The organism is Solirubrobacter phytolaccae (assembly GCF_027587195.1).
Taxonomy (GTDB): domain Bacteria; phylum Actinomycetota; class Thermoleophilia; order Solirubrobacterales; family Solirubrobacteraceae; genus Solirubrobacter; species Solirubrobacter phytolaccae.
Window position 1 is genome coordinate 111898 of sequence record NZ_JAPDDP010000001.1, and the last position, 18139, is coordinate 130036.

Genomic DNA, 18139 nt, shown 5'->3' on the forward strand with positions numbered 1-18139 from the left:
CACTCACCCCCGCCAGGTGCGCCGCTTGCCGAGCGTGTGGTCGAAGTCGCAGTGGATGAAGTAGCCACGCCCCTTCGCGTAGTAGCCGATCCCGCACTCGAACGCCTTCTTGGCGTTCTCGTGGTGGCGATCGAGCGACACCCCGCTCGGCGGTTGCACGTCGACGGCGTACCCCCGCAGGTGGGCGGAGTTCGGCTCACCGCCGACCGACTTGTTGTACGGCTTCGAGCGGTAGGCCGAGGTGATGACCAGCCGCTTGCCGCCGTCGAGCTTCCGTAGGTGCTCGAGCCGCTTCGCGAGGCCCTTCGCGCGCAGCTTGGCCTCCTTGCGGCTAAGGCCCTGCTCGCGCATGAGCCCTGCGATGTACGTCGTGTGGCCGCGGTCCTTGCAGGCGAACTCCTTCACGTTGAAGTTCGGCGTGAGCTGCCCGGGGATCGTGCGCCAGGCCGGGGTGGAGCGGACGGCGCGCTTGGCCGCGCTGTCGGTCGGCCACAACGGCTGCAGGAGCCGCATCAGCTCGCCGTCGAGCTGGCCGTCGACGCGCTGGCCGGCGACCCGCTGCGCGGCGCGGACGCCCTTCTCCCACACGCCGGTCGCGAGGTTGCGGCGCCCGGGGGCACGCGCGTCACGGCGCAGCTGCTTGCGCAGGGCGAGATCGGGGTCGCCCTGGCCCTTCAGGTAGCGGGCGAGCGCGAGCTTCGAGCGGCGCACGAACACGCCCGTGTCGCCGCGCTTGGCCACGACGGAGCGGCCGCCCTGCGCGGGCCCCGGGTCCGGCTTGCGGTCGGGCGTCGGCTTGGTGGGCAGCTTGCCGCTGCCGTTGCCGCCGTGCTCGGGGCGGCGCATCTTGTCGCGCACGGCCGGGACCTTGGTGCGCCGCGGCCGCAACGTCGCGAGCTCGGACTCGGCGTCCTCGTAGCGCTCGATCAGCTCGGCGCGGGCGCGGTGGGCCATGCGGTCCAGCAGCGCGATCCGGCCCACGAGCTCCGCGTGGTCGAGCTCGGTCAGCGCGCGGCGCTTGGGCGGCGCCACCGGTGCGGTGGCGACCGGGGCCTCCGCGGGCGCCGTCGCCGTCGCCACGGAACCCGCCGGGACACCGGCGTCGATCACCGGCGGCGTGGGGGTGACGTCGATCACGGGTGGGCGCGGCCCGCCGGTCAGCAGCTCGGTCTGCCGCTCCTCGATCGTGATCAGGATGCCGAGCTTGGCCTCGATCCGCGCGAGCGCGTCGGCCAGCGCGTCCGACCCGCCGCCGTTCGGCGACGGGTGTGAGGGGTGCGCCTTCTCGTGCTCGAGCACCTCACGCAGCCGGCCGCCGTACGCGAGCAGCTCCGCCCACGCGCGGTCCGACAGGGCGGCGCGGCGCTCGTAGTGGTTGACGAGCTCCGCCAGCGCGGGCTTCGGCTTGCGCGCGGGCGTGCCGGGCGTGGGCACAGGGCGCTTGCGGCGCGCCTTCTCGGCCCGCGTCGCGCGGTCGAGCGTGCGCAGCGTCTCCGCGCTCGCGACCCCCGTGCCCTTGAGCCCGTGCTGGCGCTGGAAGCGCTTGAGCGCGAGCTCGGTCTCGGCGTCGAACGTGGTCCGCTTGCCGTCCAGGTAGCCCTTGTGGGTCTTGGCGGCGCGCACGAACGAGAGCCGCCGGGTGAGGATCAGGACGGCCTTGCCCGTGTCGCCGCGCCGCAGCGACGTCGCCGGCGCCGGCGGCCGGGCGCCCGACAGCGTCTGGTGCCAGCGCCGGGCGCGGGCCCGGATGTCGCGGCTGTAGGCCTCGGCCGCGTCGCCGGTGCCGTTGTAGCGGCGGATGCCGTCCGGCTCACCGTGCGCGCGCATCAGCTTCACGAGGTTGCGGAAGCCGATCCGGATGTTGAAGCGCGGCTGCCAGCAGCCGCCCTCGGCGTCCGCCTCGTTCTGCCACTCCCACCAGGTCAGCTGCGCGGGGCCGACGCCCTGCATCCGGTGCCGGCCGCGCTGCGCGTCCCGCTGGCGCTTGTAGTCGAGGTACTTCTCGCGCGTCACGGCGCCCGCGCCGGCGAAGATCGTGTCGCGGTCGTGGCCGAAGACGTTCTGCCCGCCGGAGGACTCCTTCTCGAGGATCGCGCACGCGAGCGAGAGCCGCAGCCCTTCGCGCTTGGCCTCCTCGATCACCATCTCGGGGTTGAGGATCTTGCCGGCGCGCAGCCGGTCGACCTGGGTGGCCGCCGCCATCACGCCACTCCGGCGGGCTGCTCGTCGCCCGCCTCCAGCGCGAGGGCGTCCTCGTCGTCGTCGAGCCCGGCGTGATCGAGGTCGAGATCCCAGTCGTCGTCCTCGTCATCGTCGTCGACCGCGGCCTCCTCGGCCGCGGCGGCGTGCGCGCTGTCGCTCGCGTCGGCGGCGGCGACGGCGATCGCGTCGCGCGCCTCCCACTTCTGCCAGCCGTGCAGCCAGTGCAGCGCGGGGGCGAGGACGGCGACGGCGCCGGCGATGAAGATCTCCTGCAGCGTGTCCTGGGGGATGTTCACGCCCGGGAAGTTCTGCGCCAGCCAGGTGGCGCAGCCCCCGGCGGCGAGGGCCAGGACGGGGGTCAGCAGAGCGACGAGTCGGTTGAGCGGCATTGGCAACGCCCTCCGTAGCGAGTGAGGTATCAGCAGTGCTGACCATCTCCGCAACGGCCGATCAAGGCAAGTCGCTTCGGCTAGGGTCGTTCGAGCTTGAAGTCCGCCACGGTGAGCCGGCCCTCGTACACGAGGAGCCACGCCCCGCCGTCGACCGGGTCGATCGCGCGCTTCTCGCCCGTCGCGCGGAGCGTCACCGTGCCCGGCTTGTCGGGTGTGGTGATGCCGTAGAGCAACGTGCGCGGGGGATCGCTGTCCACGTTCACGAGGTCGTTCGTCCGCTGGCCTCCGTCCTCGACGCAGACGCCGGGCCGCAGGTCGCTGAAGCGATGGAACGTGCCATAGCGCTCGAGCCCGAGCTGGTTGCCGCGGAGCTGGCCGGCGATCACACAGTCATTGCCGGCCGCCGAGGTATAGGTCGCCAAGCCGTAGGACACGTTGCGCTGCTCGTCTGGCGCAGTCGCAACGATGTCCATCCGCTCGCCGTTCGCGGCCGTGATCTTCGGGTCGCTCGCCTCAAGGCCCGGGGCCGGCTTGATCGGCTCGCCGACCGAGATCAGGCCCGTGCCCTCCGCGACGGCCGTGGCCCCGAGCAGCGCGAGCACCGCGAACCCCGCGGTCCGGCGGTGGCGCCGGCGGCGGCGCCCGCGGTGAGCCGCGACCGCGCTCTCGTGCTCGCGCACGCCGGCGGCGACCAGCGCGTCGCGCAGCGCGGTCTGCGCGGTCCGGCTGGGGTCGGGCTCACGGTGCGCGGCCGCGACGAGCTGGTCGCGGATGCTGTTCTGCGCCGCCCGTGGATCGTCGGCGGCGCTCACGCGATGTCCTCCACGACGTCGTCGTGCGCGGGCGGCGGGAGCGCGATCGCCAGGGCACGCAGGCCACGGGAGACGCGGGCGCGCGCGGTCGGCTCGGAGACGCCGAGCGTCGTGGCCAGTTCGGCGTAGGACAGGTCCTCCACGACCCGCAGCTCAACGGCCCGGCGCTGCTCGTCCGGGAGCCCGTGCATCGCGGCCAGCAGCGGCTCCTCGAGCGCGTTGATCCCGCTCAGCGACTCGATCCGGTCGTACTCGAGCGTGCTGAGCGAAGGGGTCGTGATCCGGAAGCGCTCGAGCGCCGCGCGTTCCACCCGACCAGAACGCCAGTAGTGCGACAACTCGGTGCGGGCAATCGCGAACAGCCATCCCTGTTCTTCCGCCGCGCTCGTGCCGCGGAACTGCAGCCGCCGCTCGAGCGCCTTGGCGAACGTCTCTGACAGCAGGTCGAACGCGACCTCGGGGTCGAGGACGCGCCGCGCGAGGAACCGCAGGATGCGGTCCGCGTACGCGTCGTAGAAGGCGGAGAAAGCGCTCGGGTCTTCCTGCGCGTCAACGAGCAGGCTGTCCGAGGCTCGTTTGAGGAGACGAAGCCGGGGCCGCACTGGGCTACCGAGCCTAGTTGATCGGGCTTGTCGCCGAACGCGACGGACTCCATTTCGGTAACGGTCACAAACGAGCCCGCGAGTGGGTCATAAGGGCTCGCCGGAGCGCGCACCGGTCCGTATCTCAACTCGAAAGGACTCACAATGGACCGACGCTCTCGCAGGGCAGGCGGACGCCTGCGCGCGATGGCGCTCGTCGCCGCGCTCGCCGGGCTCGTGCTGCCGGCCGGCGCCGCGGCGCAAGTGCCCTCCGATCTCACCGACTGGAATCTGACGGAGACGACCAGCACCTGGGGCAGCACGTATCACGTCAGCTCCAGCGGGGGTGGCCCCGTGCAGTACCGCTGGCTCGACACGCCTGCGAAGGCGACCGTGGTCTCGGGCAACTCATGCTCCGACCTGTCGCTCTTCGGCAGCCCGGCGACGATCGCCATCAACGACACGACCTACAAGCTGCTGTTCACGGGCTACACCGACCTCTGCTTCCGCCTGCGCGGGCGCACGACGAGCGGCTCGGGCTCGATGGTCAACCACGACGGGCGGGTGTCACGATGAAGCGCGCATTCGTCCTCGGCCTGGTCCTCGTGGCCGGCCTGCTCTACTTCGCCATCCCGCGCGCCGGCTCGGCGACCAGCGCGCCTCCGAGCGCGGCCAGTGCCGCCGCGTTGGAGCGCTCCGAGGCGCTCGCCACCGCGGTGACCTCGAACCGCTTCTCCGCCGGCACGGCCGTCCCGGCGGCCACCGCCCGCGCGTTCGCGGACGGGCTTGCCGACGACATTCCGCTGCCGCAGGGCGGCACGTTCGACGGCATCCAGTGGGAGGCCGCCGGCGGCGAGTTCTCGGCCGCGGAGACCCGCAGCGTCCTGCAGTACAACGCCATGTGCCAGTGGGTGCGGGCCTATCGCGACGGTCGCGAGACCGACGTGAGTGGCCAGATCCTCGCCGCGATCCCGAGCTGGTCGTCGTGGCGGGACTCCGAGACGGCCGCGGTCCTCTCGCGGGCGATCGGCGAGCTCGTCGGCGGCGGCGGCGACTCGTCGGCCGCGCTGCTCACGCAGTGCGACGCCTCCCACGAGCGCGAAGTGCGCTACGCGGAGGCGCAGGGGCTGGACTCGAGCCGCTGACCTGACCCGTGGTCCGGCGCCACCCGGCGCCGGACCACGTGGTTGGCTACGGCTGGGTCGTGCTCAGCGTGAACGTGAGCGTCTTGCTGTACGAGCCGGTCCGGAGCGCGTCGTTGACTCCGATCGCCTGCGTGAACAGCACCTGGACCTGGTCGTTGGAGACCGGGCCCGTCCACGACGTCTTCGAGAGCGCCACCTGCAGCGGCTGCGGCAGCGAGAACGCGCCGTTGGTCATGTGGCCGGGATCGGACACCGCCAGGGTCGCGTCGCCCGCCGTCGAGATGACGTTGGCGAGCGTCGAGGTCGTGTACTCCTTCGCCACGCCCGGGATGAACGTCCCGAACGAGGCGGGCGTGCCGAGCGTGAGGCTCAGCGTCGCGGCGACCGTGCCACCCGGGGTGAAGGGCTGGTCGACGCCGTAGTCCGAGCAGCCGCCGTTGGCGTCATAGAAGCCACCGCCGGCGAGGCCCGGGCCCGTGATCTGCGGACGGTTGCCGTTCGCGGGCGTGCCCGTGTACGACGTGTCCCACCACTGCTTGAAGAACACGTCCAGCTTGTTCGAGCAGCCCTTGGACTGGTTCGGCATCCACTTGTGGAAGATCGCGATCTCCTGCTCCGGCGTGATCGCGCCGTAGCGGAAGTCGGTCTGGATCTGCTGGCTGGCCTTGTTGAAGTTCTCCGGGCCGAGAATCGCCCGCAGGGCCGTGTACGACAGGCCCGGGCGGGTGTAGGTGTTGGCCGTGGAGAACAGGTTGCCCGAGGTCGGGTTGTTCGGCGCGACGCCCCAGAACGTGCCGCTGGTGGTGGCGTAGCGGGAGTTGAAGCGGCTGACGATGCTCGCCTCGTAGGCCGCCTTGAACGCGTCCGAGCCCTCCGGACCGGCGGCGAGGCCGGCGTTGCGGGCGATGAACATGTACTCCGAGAAGTCCGCGTAGCCCTCCTTGAAGAACGTGTACTTCGGCTGGGCGTACGACACGGCGTCGCCCCACCACTGGTGCATGTTCTCGTGGCTGAAGGTCTGCGCGTTGGACCCGATCGTGCCGCCGACGAACACGATCTTCGTCTGCATCTCCTCCTCGAAGGAGGCGCTCGGCAGCGCGACGACGATGCCGTTCGCGTTGAACTGGAACGGCCCGTTCACCGACTCCTGGAAGTGGGTGATGTCCTCCTGCATGTCCATGATGGCCTTGTTGGAGGCCTTGCGCGTGGCCGTGATGTTGGCCGACTGGTACTGGTAGTAGATGACGTCGCCGGCGGTGGCGACGCGCTGGCTGGCGTCGAAGTGGCCGACGCTGTTCTCCACCAGGTAGGAGGCGATCGGCTCGGCCGAGTGCCAGTTGAACGTGCGCGAGCCACCGGTGGGGTAGTTCGCGTCCGGCGCGTTGACGACCGTGGACACGAGCCGGCCCGGGCCGATGAAGACGCGGTTGGCCTCCGGCGCGACCGCCGGGTCGTAGTTGACCGTCGAGTGCACGTCGTAGGTCGGCTTGACGGACGCCTGGTTGTTGAGCGGCATCCAGGCCATCGAGCCGGACGGCTCGTTGGTGACCATCGCGCCGTCGCCGACCGGGCTGTTGTTGCGAAACCAACCCTCGGAGCCCAGCGACGGGTTCGAGCGGATGCCCGGCTGGCCCGTGTAGTTGATGACCACCTTGAAGGTCGTGCCGTTCGGGATCGGCTGCGCCGGCGTGATCACGAGCTTCGTCTCGCCGCACGGCGCGCCCTGGTTGGCGGCCGTGTTGTTGATCGGCGCGCAGGCCGGCGGGTTCGGGTTGGTCGCGCTCACCGGGTTGGTGTTGGAGGCGGCGTGCGCGAGCGGGTCGGGATCGTCCCAGCCCTTCGGATCGCCGGCGTAGGTCGGCTGCTTGTGCGAGAACGTGGCCGGGACGCCGTCGATCGTGATCGACGAGATCGTCATGTCCGGGCCCGGCGTGGTCGCCGTCGCGGAGATGTTGTTCTTGCGGTCGAAGTCCAAGCTGAACTCCGACAGGCACTGGGTCGACTTCTGCGTGAGCTCGACGTGGTTGCCCGGCAGGAACTTGTTGGTGACGGCGTCGTAGACGGTGAAGACGTCGGTGTGGAGCGACGTGTAGCCGCCGTTGCCGAGCTCCGGCCAGACGCGGTTGCCCGGCTGGGAGAGCGTGCGGGCGCCCGGGGTGCAGTCGGCGGCCTGCGCGGCCTTGGCCTTCGCGGCACCGTTCTGCTGCTCGAACGCCTTGGTGGCGAGCTTGCCCTGGACGGGGTCGCCGCCCTTGATCTTCAGGTCGGCGGCGCTGGTGGCGCAGCCGAGCTTGCCGGCGTCCGCGCCGCCCTGCGGCGTGCACGCGGCGACGTAGTACGTGCCCTTCTTCAGGCTCGGCAGCTTCACGCTGACGAGAAAGCTCTTGGTGCCGTGGGCGGCGACGCCGACCTTGGCCTTGCCGATCAGCGCGCCGCCCGTCGAGCGGCGCATCACGCGCACGCTGACGTCGGCGGTGGCAGCGTGGTCGGTGTCGTTGGTGACGACGCCGGTGAGCGTTCCGGAGCCGGCTCCGGCCGGCAGTGAGCTGAGCGACGTGACGCCGACGCCCGCGGCGTGCGCGGCCGGTGCGCCGACCAGCGCGGCCAGCACGACTAATGACGCGCCGATGGCGCGCCTGGAACCCTTATTCATTGGTTTGACCCCCTCGTTGCGACGCGAGTAGGAGCCGAGCGTTCCACGGTGCTGACGAGGAGTCAATTCCCCCGCCGTGGAGCGGAATCAACAGATGAACATCACCTGAGTGTGGGATTGCTAACCGCTGAGCCACAAGGGCAGGCGGCTAGCGAATCCGCCTCATGGGTAGGGCAGGGACGTCCAACCACGAGAGGAGCACACCATGGGCGACGGTGCCGCAGACGATGCCAAGGGCCGCACGAAGGAAGCCGCGGGCGCTTTGACCGGCGACGACGGCCTCAAGCGTGAGGGCAAGGTCGATCAGGCCACCGGCACGGTGAAGGACAAGGTCGGCGACGCGAGCGACAAGCTCAAGGACGCCGTCAACCGCGACTGACGCGCGGGTGCGCGCCGCACGCGCGCACGTGAGAACCGAAGTTTCCCTTTCAGCGGCGATGCCTGACGGCATCGCCGCGCCAGCTTCGTCACACCCGAAAGCCGTCGCGGGTCTATGGTCGGTGAGCCGAGTGCCGGCCGGGGCGAGGGAAAGGGAGAGCGGGTACGAATCGTCAACCTTTGCCCAGCACGCCCGGCCGGCGGCCGAGTGCGGCGCTTGAATTGCCATGACCCGTTGAGTAGACGCGCCACAGCGCGTCAACACTCGACGTGGACAACCTAGCCGATCACCTCTCGGCCCGACCGCGTACGGCGTCCCGAAGGTGACGCTCGAGGCAGGCGGAGCCCACCCCAGTTGTGTCCGACCGGGTACCCATCCGCCTCGACTTCAAACCTGACTTTCGAGCAGTGTTCGGGCGCGGACATTTCCATGGTGAGCAGCTCGTGAGCGGTTGACAGATTCCCGCCCCGGGTGTTGGGTTCCGCCGGAGTCGCCGCGGGGGAGCCTGCGGCGGGCCCCACACAAGAGAGCGGGTACGGGATGTTCGCTTCTACGGCGCGTCGAGTCGTTCGCTGGTGGCTGCCCGGATACGGGTCGGTCGACGAGGGACCGTCCGGCGTCGCCGTGGCCGCGACCGCACTGGTGGCGGCCCTGTGCGCGCTCGTCGCTGCAGGGTTGCCGCTCGGATCGCTGTGGGAGGGGGCAGATACCCGATCGGCGTCGACGCAAGCCTCGGCGCCACCTTCGCCGTCGGTACGAGCCGGCTCGGCGACCGCGCACGCGGGCCTCTCGTCGACGGGCGCGGTCGCCGCGGTGCGCGATGAGTTCGGTGCGTTGATGAGCGCGCGGGCCACCACCGCCGCGCCGCTCTCGCTGGCCCGGCCCGTGACCACGCGGGCCGCCGACGGCCGGGCGTTGCCGACGGTCAAGGTCGCCGCGAACCCGGTCGACCTACGCTGGCGCACCGATCGGCGCGGCGGCTTCTCGCTCGCGAAGGCGCCGGCCGACGTGCGCGTCGGAGCGACCGCGGCGGCCGGCGCGGCGTTCGTCGAAGCCGGCGTGGGCTTCGCGCCGCACGGGGCCGCCGATGTCTCCGGCCGGCACGTGGACGCGACCGTCTTCTTCGCCAACGTCGCTCGCGACACCGACTACCTGCTGGCGCCGCGCGGCGGCGGGCTCGAGGCCATGTGGGCGCTGCGCAGCGCCGCCAGCCCGGAGCGCCTGGTGCTCGACTACCGCCTCGAGTCGGGGCTGAGCCTGCGCAGCTCGCAGGACCCGGATCTCGCCGCCGTCGTGGTCCGCGGCGGCAAGACGGTCGCGATGACGAGCGCGGTGGTGGCGTTCGACGCGGATCGCCGTCCGGTGCCGGTGAAGAGCACCGTGGTCGGCGACAAACTCGTGATCGCGGTCGACCATCAGGGCCGCGACCTGCGCTACCCGTTGTTGGTCGATCCGACGACGTACACGCTGGCTTCGGGCACGTCGAGTGAGCACTGGGCGTACGCCGACCAGGGGGTGTGGGCGTCGGATGCATCTCTCGCATACCTCGAGATCAACACGTACAACGACACCAGCGCCGGCGACTGGGCGGAGTGGACGTACACGCCGCCCGGAACCGGCTACGTGACCCGCCTCGAGGGTGGCGTGACCGTCGACTACATGCTCGCGGAGAACTCCGAGAGCAACGCTGGCCTGCGACGGAGCAACGGCACGTGGGCGGTCCCGCCGGTCCTCGTCGAGGGCATGTATGGCGAGTACGTCCCGGTCGACGTGTGCCTGATCTCGAGTTGCGACGAGCCGGTCGCGGGTGATTCCCCGACCAGCGCGCTCAGCTACTTCTCGGGCACGAAGGCCGTGTTCCGCGTCGATCAGCGCCGAGACAACTCGGAGACGCTTAACGACGGCTGGCAGACGGGCGAGGCGACGCTGACGCTCGACGATCCCGAGGTTCCGACCCTTTCCAGCGTGAGCACGGGCGCGACCGGGTCTGGGACCACTCGCACCGCGTCCGCCACGATCAGCGACGCCGGCCTCGGCCCGGTCAAGCTCGAGGTCCTCAAGGACGGCAACGTCGTCAACACCGTCAACCGCACGTGTGTGCCGGAGGCCGGCGCCTGCACCGGCTCCTGGTCGCCCTCGATCAACTACAGCCTGAGCGGGATCCCGCAGGGCACCAGCGCGACGTTCGGCCTGCGCGCCTACGACGCGGCGGGGCACGTGTCCAGCACGTCGAGCTGGACGATCTTCATGGACACCCAGGCGCCGACCGTGACCGCGACGGGCGCGATGGTCAACCCGGTCGACCCCGCGGCGTCGGTGCAGGTGTGGGGCCAGGACGGTCCCAACAGCTCGGGCATCAAGCGACTGCTGATCGACGTCGACGGCGTCGCGCAGACGCCGGTGACGTTCTCGTGCTCACCCAGCTGCTCGGGGTCGCAGGCGCACACCTTCTCGCTCACGCCGAGCGCGTACTCGGAAGGGCTGCACACGGTCACGTTCCGCTACGAGGACGCGGCGGGCAACGTCTCCTCGCCGCTGACGCGCAACGTCTACGTGATCGACGAGGAGTCGATCAACCGCGCGCAGCTCGGCCTGGAGAACTACTTCGCCTACGAGAGCACTCCGACGGGCGCCGGCACCGCCGCGCACGTGAACGTCGCCAACGGCAACGCCGTCTGGCACTCGACGCCGATCGTGAACGCCGGCCGTGGCCTGTCGAGTGTCGTGAACCTCACCTACAACTCGCTCGACCGCGGTGGCTACGTCAACTCGCTGATCCAGGACGGCGGAGCCGCCGTGGTCGGCCAAGGCGTCAATCAGAGCCGCTGGCTCGGCGGTCTCGCGTACGGCGAGGTCGGACCGGGCTTCTCGCTGGGCATCTCCGGCCTCACGCGTTTGAACGAGCCGCTGCGGCGGATCTCCGGTCCGAGCCTGGACCAGCCCGCCGTGATCGAGCTCGTCGACGTGGACGGCACCGCGCACCGCTTCGTGCGTGACGCGTCGCGGATGACGCGGTTCGCCCCGCCGGCGGGTGTGGAGCTCGAGCTGCGCGACTACTCCAGCTCCGACGCGACCCGCAAGTGGGCGGCGACCCGCCCCGACGGCGTGACCTTCTTCTTCGACAGTGACGGCTACCAGACGTTCATCACCGATCGCAACGGCAACACGATCCGCTTCGAGTACGAGAAGTACTCCAAGGTCACGGGCCTGGTCTCGAGCTGCTCCGGCACTCCCGCGGCGACGCTGCTGTGCACCAAGCGGGTGGTCCGGGTCGTCGACCCGTACGGCGTCCAGCACGGCGGCACCACCGCGACCGCTCGCTCGCTGACGATCAGCTACAAGAGCGGCCCGACGCTCCCGACCGGCTCGCATCCCTCGGTGGCGACCGACGCGCTGACCGGCTCGGTCGGCGGACGGCCGGACAAGATCTCCCGGATCGTCGACCACGCCGGCCGCGTGACCGACTTCGGCTACGACAGCGCCGGCTACCTGACCACCCTCACGCAGGGCGAGGTGCTCAGCCCGGCCAGCACCGAGCACGTGCGCACGACCACGTTCACGTATGCGGGCTCGGGCGTGAACCGCCAGCTCGCAAGCGTCGTCGACCCGCGTGGCAACGACACGACCTTCACCTACGAGACGGCCGCCGCGCCCGGGCTCGCCGGCGTCAAGAGCGTCGGTCAGCGCGCCACCGCGGTCACGAACCGTCGCAACAACGCGACGACGTTCAACTACGGCACCAACAGCTGCACCAGCGCCACGGCCCCGGGCAGCGTCGACACCGTCTACTGCTACGACAGCGTCGGCCGCGTCCAGGAGATCACCGACGAGCTCGGCACGCTCACCGAGCTGGACTGGAGCAGCGACAACTACATGTCGCGCTACAAGGTCGCCGCGAACTTCGTCGACCAGGCCGCCGAGACCAACATCACGTACACGCGCCTCGGCGATCCGGAGACGATCACCGACCCGCTCAGCCGCGTCACCACCCTCAAGTACCGCTTCGGGACCGAGACCGGCCCGACGAACGGCGGTGTCGACGACGGCACGCAGTACGTCACCGACCTGATCTCGATGCGCCGCCCGGCGCGCGCGAACCTCCAGCAGTTCGCCCTGCCGACCGTGACGTTCGGCCTCGACAACGAGGGCAACGTCACGAGCCGCACCTATGCCGGCCTGGCCTCGTCGGAGACCAACTACGGCAGCTACGGCCTCGTGAACTGGGAGGAGGACGAGCACGACAACCGCACCAGCTTCTCCGCCTACGACGCCAACGGCCTGCCGACGGTCGTCGTCGATCCCCGCCAGAACGGGGGCGAGACCTCCTACGACGGCACCTGGCGCTACAGCTACGACCCCGTCGGCAACCTGCTCGCGGTCATCGACCCCCGCGGCGGCACCTCCTTCGCCGCCGAGCAGCCATACACGACGTACTTCGAGTACGACCCGTTCGACCGCGTCATCGAGTCCTATGCGCCCAAGTGCACCGACCCGAGCGACGACGAGGACGAGGGCTGCCCGGTCAAGACCTGGATCCGTCGCTCGACGGCGTACGACCCGAACGGCAACCCCACCGACTCGACGGACGGCCGACGCAAGGTCACCACTCGCGTGTTCACCGCCATGGACGCGGTGTCCCGGGAGCTCACGCCGGAGGTCAACCACTACGGTGAGGAGGACCCCGCAGCTGAGGAGACGGCCTATGAGTACGACGCTCGCGACAACCTGATCCTCGTCACCTCGCCGGAGGGCAGCCAGTCCGGGAGCGTGGCCGGCGATCATGCCACGGCGTACGAGTACGACCCGATCGATCGTCTGGTGATCGAGCAGCGCCAACAGCGCGGAAGCGTCAGCAAGGACCTCATCACGTCCTACGCGTACGACCGGCGCGACAACGTCGTCGGCATCGCCGATCCACGCGCGAACACCAGCGGCGACGCGAAGGCGAACGCCGCGGACAACGCGAAGCAGCGGTGGGCCTACGGGTACGACCTCGTCGACAACCGAACCGACGCGATCGAGAACCCGAAGACGAGCGGAGGCCTGAAGCTCCGCACCTACACGACGTACGACGCCAACGACAACGTCGCCAGCATGGTCACCCCGCGCGGCATGACGCCGACAGGGCTGGGCAGCAATGCCGCCGAGTTCACGACCACGTATGTCTACGACGTCCACGACGACGTGATCTCGACCACCCGGGGTGGTCAGCGCACGACCGCGTACACCCGCCGGGCCGACGGCAAGGTCACGGCGGTCATCTCACCGCGCGGCGTGGCCAGCACCGGTGTGGAGGGCGACTTCCAGACGAGCTACACGTACGATCGCAACGGCGACGTCGCGACGGTCACGTTGCCGCGAGCCCCAGGCCAGGTTCCGGCGCGCGCGGCCAAGATCAAGTACGGCCGCAACGCCGTCGGCGACCCGATCGACATCAAGGATCCGCGGGGCAACGACGAGGGCGGATCGCCGGCGCCTCCCGCGCACTACTTCTCGAACCGCTTCTACGACACCGGCGAGCTGCGCTGGACCGACCGGCCGAGCTGGTGGACGGTCGAGATCGGCGCGGCGTCCGAGGTGCGCGAGCGCACCCCGGACGAGTGGATCCTGTTCGACGGCAACCAGCCCGCCCTGCCGAGCGGTCCCGGTGACTTCGGGAAGGTGACGGGGATGCCGTTGCCGTCGCTGCTGCCGATGGCCGGCGCGACGACGCTCCGCTACGACCCCGAGATGCGGCTCGAGAGCGTCGTCGACGCGGCGAACAAGGTCATCGACCTTCGTCGCGACGACGTGGATCGCGTGAAGGGCGTCGAATACCCGTACAAGGCGGACAACTCGGCAACGCCGGCCAACGACCCGGTGCGGATCCCGACCGAGCTCGGATACGACCGCAACGGCAACTTGGTGATGTCCGAGGACGGCGAAGGCGAGCGGACCGTCACCGAGTTCGACCAGTTCGACCGCTGGAACCGGCGGACAGCCCCGGGCGCCGCTCCGGACGGTGGCTCGCCGACCGGGCCAGGACCCAGCACGTTCGAGGACGAGGTGACCGAGGCCACCTGGGATGCGAACGGCAACCAGACGGTGTACGAGAACGCGCGACACAAGCTGACGACGCGGACGTTCGACCCGGTCGACCGCCTCGAGAGCGTCACCGATCCGCTCGACCACGTCACGACCTACGCGTATGACGCCAATGGCAACCAGACGTGCGTTCGCACGCCGCGAGGCAACAGCTCGTCGTCGCGTGATTGCGCCGCGGGCGACTTCGCGACGACGTCGACCTTCACCCGCTTCGACGAGGTCGCGACGTCCGTTCAGCAGGCGGACTACACCGGCGAGAGCGACCAGGTCATCAGCACGTCGTACGCCTACGACCTCGACGGCAATCAGATCACGATGACCGCGCCCGGGGCCCGGCGCGGGCCGGGCGGTGGTCTCCGGACGCAGGTCACCGAGCGTCGCTACGACGGTGCCGGCCGGCCGTGGATCGTCATGCAGGGGACCGAGCACGCGGGGGACGGTGACGACGACGCATTCGACGACCGGACGGTCACCGTCATGGAGTACGACCTGGCCGGCAACCTGCGCCGGGTCGTCAATCCCACCGGCGCGCCCGATCCTGAGGACATCGACCTCGACAACCCCGGCGCCGCCCTCGCGGAGCTGACGACGGACAACGGCGCGGAGATCCCCCCGACCGGCAACAACCCGCCGGCGACATCGGCGAACTACCACGCCACGATCTACAGCCTCGACGAGGACAACCTCCTCATCCGCACCTGGATGCCGGTCGGTGGCCGCGACGCCGACGACAACGACCGCTGGCGGCAGTGGATCGAACGTGACGACCGCGGCCGGGTCGAGTACATCGACGCGCCGTACAAGGACTCCACCGCCAAGCGCGCGCGGACGGGCTACTTCTACTACGACAACGGCTGGATCCGCGAGTCGACCGACGCGCACGTGATCAACCCGGCCGACACGGAGTCGGTGCAGGACGGCGCGTACACCTACGACTACGACAAGCGCGGCAACCAGGTCCAGTGGGACGCCGCGGGCCCGCGGAGCGTGAGCCGGACCTACTACCCCAACGGCTTGCTGCTCCGGCGGGTCGCGACCGGCGACAGCACCGGCCCGCGCCGCTACAGCTACGGCTACAACGCCAACCGCGCCGTCATCCGTGTTCGCGACACCAATGACGACCGCGAGACGCACACGAGCTACGACGACGCTGACCGCCGGATCGAGGTCGACCAGGTCGACGAGTCGACCGGCGACGACTGGGAGGTCGACAAGGACACGAAGTTCACCTACGACGCCGACGGCAACATCACGGCTCGTCGGACCGACGGCAACCTCAGCGGCGGCTCCTACTCGGGTGGGAAGATCTCGACCTTCGAGTACGACTCCGTCGGCCGCGAGCGCAAGCTGACGGTCGACACGCCGGATCAACCGGACCGCATCACGCGGACGACATGGTGGGCCTCAGGCCGCAAGGCCAACATCATCCGCCAGAACGGCGAGGTCTGCCAGCGCACCTACTACGACACCCAGGGTCGCGTCACCGGTCGCGAGCGGACCACCAACGCCGACGAGCGCGACTGCGAGCACAGCGAGACCCGGTACCGCTTCTTCGAGTACGACACCAACGGCAACCGGGTCGACGAGTACCGCTGGAACTCGAACCACACCGTCAAGGAGCACTACAACCGCCACGACTACAACTCGCGCGACCAGCTGGTCAAGTGGACCCGCGGCGTCGACGCTCGCCCCGTCGACGGCGAGACCATGGAGGGCTCGACCGTCAAGTACAAGGTCAACGGCGCCGGCGCGATCCTCGAGCAGCTCGACGAACGCGAGGACAACCACTCGATCAAGACCGAGTTCGACGTCACCGGCTACCGCATGACCTCGGCGACCGTCGAGGACTCGGACGAGAATCCGAACGATCCCGAGACGCGTTACTTCAAGTACGACACCGCAGGCAATCTGGGGTGCATCGGGTCCACCGACGACGACCTCGGCGATGTCGATGCCTGCGCGGGCGGCAACCGCTACAAGTACGACGGCTTCAGCCGCCTGTCGGTGACGGAGGGCACGGGCGCGGACAAGCGGTTCCAGTACGACGGTCTCGACCGGCGTGAGAACGAGTGCGGCTGGAACGGCAGCGGTTGCGACACCGGAACCTCACGCGAGTTCAACTACATCGGCCTCGGCGAGCAGCTGTCCTGGGCTCGAGAGCCGGGCAGCAGCACCAGCAAGACGCAGACCTTCGACTACGACTCCGACTTCGGTCGGATCGGCCAGGCGACGGACAGCACCACTGGGCACGACTACCACAGCTACTTCACCGACCCGACGAACGGGACCGTGATCGGGCTCGAGGACTCGGCCGGATCGATCGGCACCAACGACCGCTACGACCTCGACCCGTACGGCAAGCAGGAGGACAAGGACACCCCGAGCCCGGAGGCCGGCGAGAACCCGTTCCGGTTCCAGAGCCACCACTACGACTCCGGCCTGCAGACCTACGACATGCAGGCGCGCGCCTACCTGCCGTCTTTCGGTCGCTTCACCACCGCCGACCGCTTCGAGGACGCCCTCGGCGACTTCGCGTTGCAGTCGGATCCGCTGACGCAGGAGCGGTACGCGTTTGGCGCCGGCAACCCCGTCAACCGCGTCGAGTTCGACGGCCACGGGCCGGGCAGCGAGGGCGGCGCCCAGCCGATCATCCAGTCCGCGGACGGCACCACGCAGCGCAAGCGCGGGGAGGCCCCGGAGGAGACCGCGCAGCAGACGGCCGCACGCCACGACACGTTCAACGGCCGGAGCGCGGCAGACGCGTACAACAAGGACAAGGCGAACGAGAACGCGCAGAACGCCGGCGGCGCGCTCGGCCAGGCACAGCCGGAGCGCAAGCCGGTTCCGGAGGCTCGCTGCACCGTCGGCTGCGTCTACCCGATCTACTCGGCCGAGCGGCAACGCGAGCTCGCAGCCGGTCGCAAGGCCTTCTTCGACGGGATCAAGTTCATCGTCGGCGACAACCCGATCGAGATCGCCAGCAACTTCGCGGGCGGCCCGCTCGGGCGGGTCGGTGGCAAGCTCGGCGGCCACCTGGCCAGCAAGTACGGCGATGACGCCTGGCGGGCCGGCAAGAAGGCCTTCGGCGGCGGCGACGACGCGGTCGACAAGGCCAATGACGCCAACAAGGCCCGCAAGCGGTCGAACACCACTCCGGATTGCAACGGGCGTCTGTCCTTCGCGGGGGAGACACCCGTGCTCATGGCCGACGGGACCACGCGACCGATCTCTGAGGTCAAAGTCGGTGACTCGGTCATGGCCCTCGACCCGCGTACGGGTGAGCGAGGTCCTCGGCGGGTCACGGCGGTCTGGGTGCACGACGACCTGCTGATCGACCTCGTGGTCGGCGGCGAGGCGCTCGCGACGACCGAGGACCACCCGTTCTGGAACGTCAGCGACCAGGCCTGGCAGAAGGCTGCCGACGTCGACGCGGGCGATCTCGTTCTCTCCGCGACCGGCGAGCGCCTGGTTGTCGATGGCCTGTGGGCCGAGACGATGCGTCGTGCCGGCGCGTACAACCTCACGGTCGACGGGCTCCATACGTACTTCGTGGGCCGGTCCTCGATCCTGGTCCACAACGACGACTGCATTCCGTGGAGCAACCCCCAGGTCAAGAGCGCGGCCAACCGCCTCAAGCGTGGAGCGGACCAGGTCACCGTGCGGAACCGCTCCGAGGCTGAGGAGCTCTTCCTGCGCGTCTACCAAGGCGACGGCTACCGCAATACCACGGGATGGCAGCCCTCCGAGGCGAATCGTGTGCTCGGCAGCAAGCGAGGTACATATCATTGGGATACGGACTTCGGGCCGAACGATCCGCACAGCTCGCCACATCTCCAAGTGCACACCAAGGAAGGCAACCCATCAATCGTGCGGATCTTTTTCGGAGAGTGA

Annotated in this window: 9 protein-coding genes; 4 read left to right on the plus strand and 5 right to left on the minus strand. The window is 69.8% G+C overall.

Annotated elements, in window-relative coordinates; genetic code table 11:
• Positions 1 to 3 precede the first annotated feature (3 nt).
• From OJ997_RS00415 to OJ997_RS00430, 4 genes are all read right to left on the minus strand, one after another.
• Positions 4 to 2202 (minus strand): D-Ala-D-Ala carboxypeptidase family metallohydrolase, encoded by a 2199-nt coding sequence (locus tag OJ997_RS00415; RefSeq protein WP_270022996.1) that lies wholly within the window; start codon positions 2200 to 2202, stop codon positions 4 to 6.
• A complete protein-coding gene (locus OJ997_RS00420; protein WP_270022997.1) occupies positions 2202 to 2591 on the minus strand; it encodes a hypothetical protein in 390 nt (129 codons plus the stop codon). Before OJ997_RS00420 ends, OJ997_RS00415 begins: the two co-directional genes overlap by 1 nt.
• Before the next feature lie 80 nt (positions 2592 to 2671).
• The gene (locus OJ997_RS00425; protein ID WP_270022998.1) at positions 2672 to 3406 is read right to left on the minus strand and encodes a hypothetical protein; all 735 of its coding nucleotides are present in this window, start codon (positions 3404 to 3406) and stop codon (positions 2672 to 2674) included.
• Positions 3403 to 4008, minus strand: a complete 606-nt coding sequence (locus OJ997_RS00430) for an RNA polymerase sigma factor (RefSeq protein WP_270022999.1) — start codon at positions 4006 to 4008, stop codon at positions 3403 to 3405. The genes OJ997_RS00425 and OJ997_RS00430 overlap by 4 nt, the downstream gene beginning before the upstream one ends.
• A gap of 144 nt (positions 4009 to 4152) precedes the next feature.
• On the opposite strand from OJ997_RS00430, the gene OJ997_RS00435 reads away from it, so the two are divergent.
• Together OJ997_RS00435 and OJ997_RS00440 are read left to right on the plus strand one after the other, a co-directional pair.
• Positions 4153 to 4563, plus strand: a complete 411-nt coding sequence (locus OJ997_RS00435) for a hypothetical protein (RefSeq protein WP_270023000.1) — start codon at positions 4153 to 4155, stop codon at positions 4561 to 4563.
• Positions 4560 to 5132, plus strand: a complete 573-nt coding sequence (locus tag OJ997_RS00440) for a hypothetical protein (RefSeq protein WP_270023001.1) — start codon at positions 4560 to 4562, stop codon at positions 5130 to 5132. Before OJ997_RS00435 ends, OJ997_RS00440 begins: the two co-directional genes overlap by 4 nt.
• Before the next feature lie 46 nt (positions 5133 to 5178).
• Here the strand turns inward: OJ997_RS00440 and OJ997_RS00445 are convergent, their stop codons facing one another.
• On the minus strand, positions 5179 to 7785 hold the full coding sequence (locus OJ997_RS00445) for a M1 family aminopeptidase (protein WP_270023002.1): 2607 nt from the start codon (positions 7783 to 7785) through the stop codon (positions 5179 to 5181).
• A gap of 205 nt (positions 7786 to 7990) precedes the next feature.
• Here OJ997_RS00445 and OJ997_RS00450 point away from each other — a divergent pair, with 205 nt between their 5' ends.
• Both OJ997_RS00450 and OJ997_RS00455 read left to right on the plus strand, forming a co-directional pair.
• Positions 7991 to 8164, plus strand: a complete 174-nt coding sequence (locus OJ997_RS00450; RefSeq protein WP_270023003.1) for a CsbD family protein — start codon at positions 7991 to 7993, stop codon at positions 8162 to 8164.
• Positions 8165 to 9001: 837 nt separating this feature from the next.
• A complete protein-coding gene (locus tag OJ997_RS00455) occupies positions 9002 to 18139 on the plus strand; it encodes a polymorphic toxin-type HINT domain-containing protein (protein WP_270023004.1) in 9138 nt (3045 codons plus the stop codon).

Excerpts from the sequence above, each read along its gene's own strand:
- OJ997_RS00440 (WP_270023001.1), top strand. The coding sequence starts at position 4,560 with ATGAAGCGCGCATTCGTCCTCGGCCTGGTCCTCGTGGCCGGCCTGCTC.
- OJ997_RS00445 (WP_270023002.1), bottom strand. The coding sequence starts at position 7,785 with ATGAATAAGGGTTCCAGGCGCGCCATCGGCGCGTCATTAGTCGTGCTG.
- OJ997_RS00455 (WP_270023004.1), top strand. The coding sequence starts at position 9,002 with ATGAGCGCGCGGGCCACCACCGCCGCGCCGCTCTCGCTGGCCCGGCCC.
- OJ997_RS00420 (WP_270022997.1), bottom strand. The coding sequence starts at position 2,591 with ATGCCGCTCAACCGACTCGTCGCTCTGCTGACCCCCGTCCTGGCCCTC.
- OJ997_RS00415 (WP_270022996.1), bottom strand. The coding sequence starts at position 2,202 with ATGGCGGCGGCCACCCAGGTCGACCGGCTGCGCGCCGGCAAGATCCTC.
- OJ997_RS00450 (WP_270023003.1), top strand. The coding sequence starts at position 7,991 with ATGGGCGACGGTGCCGCAGACGATGCCAAGGGCCGCACGAAGGAAGCC.
- OJ997_RS00435 (WP_270023000.1), top strand. The coding sequence starts at position 4,153 with ATGGACCGACGCTCTCGCAGGGCAGGCGGACGCCTGCGCGCGATGGCG.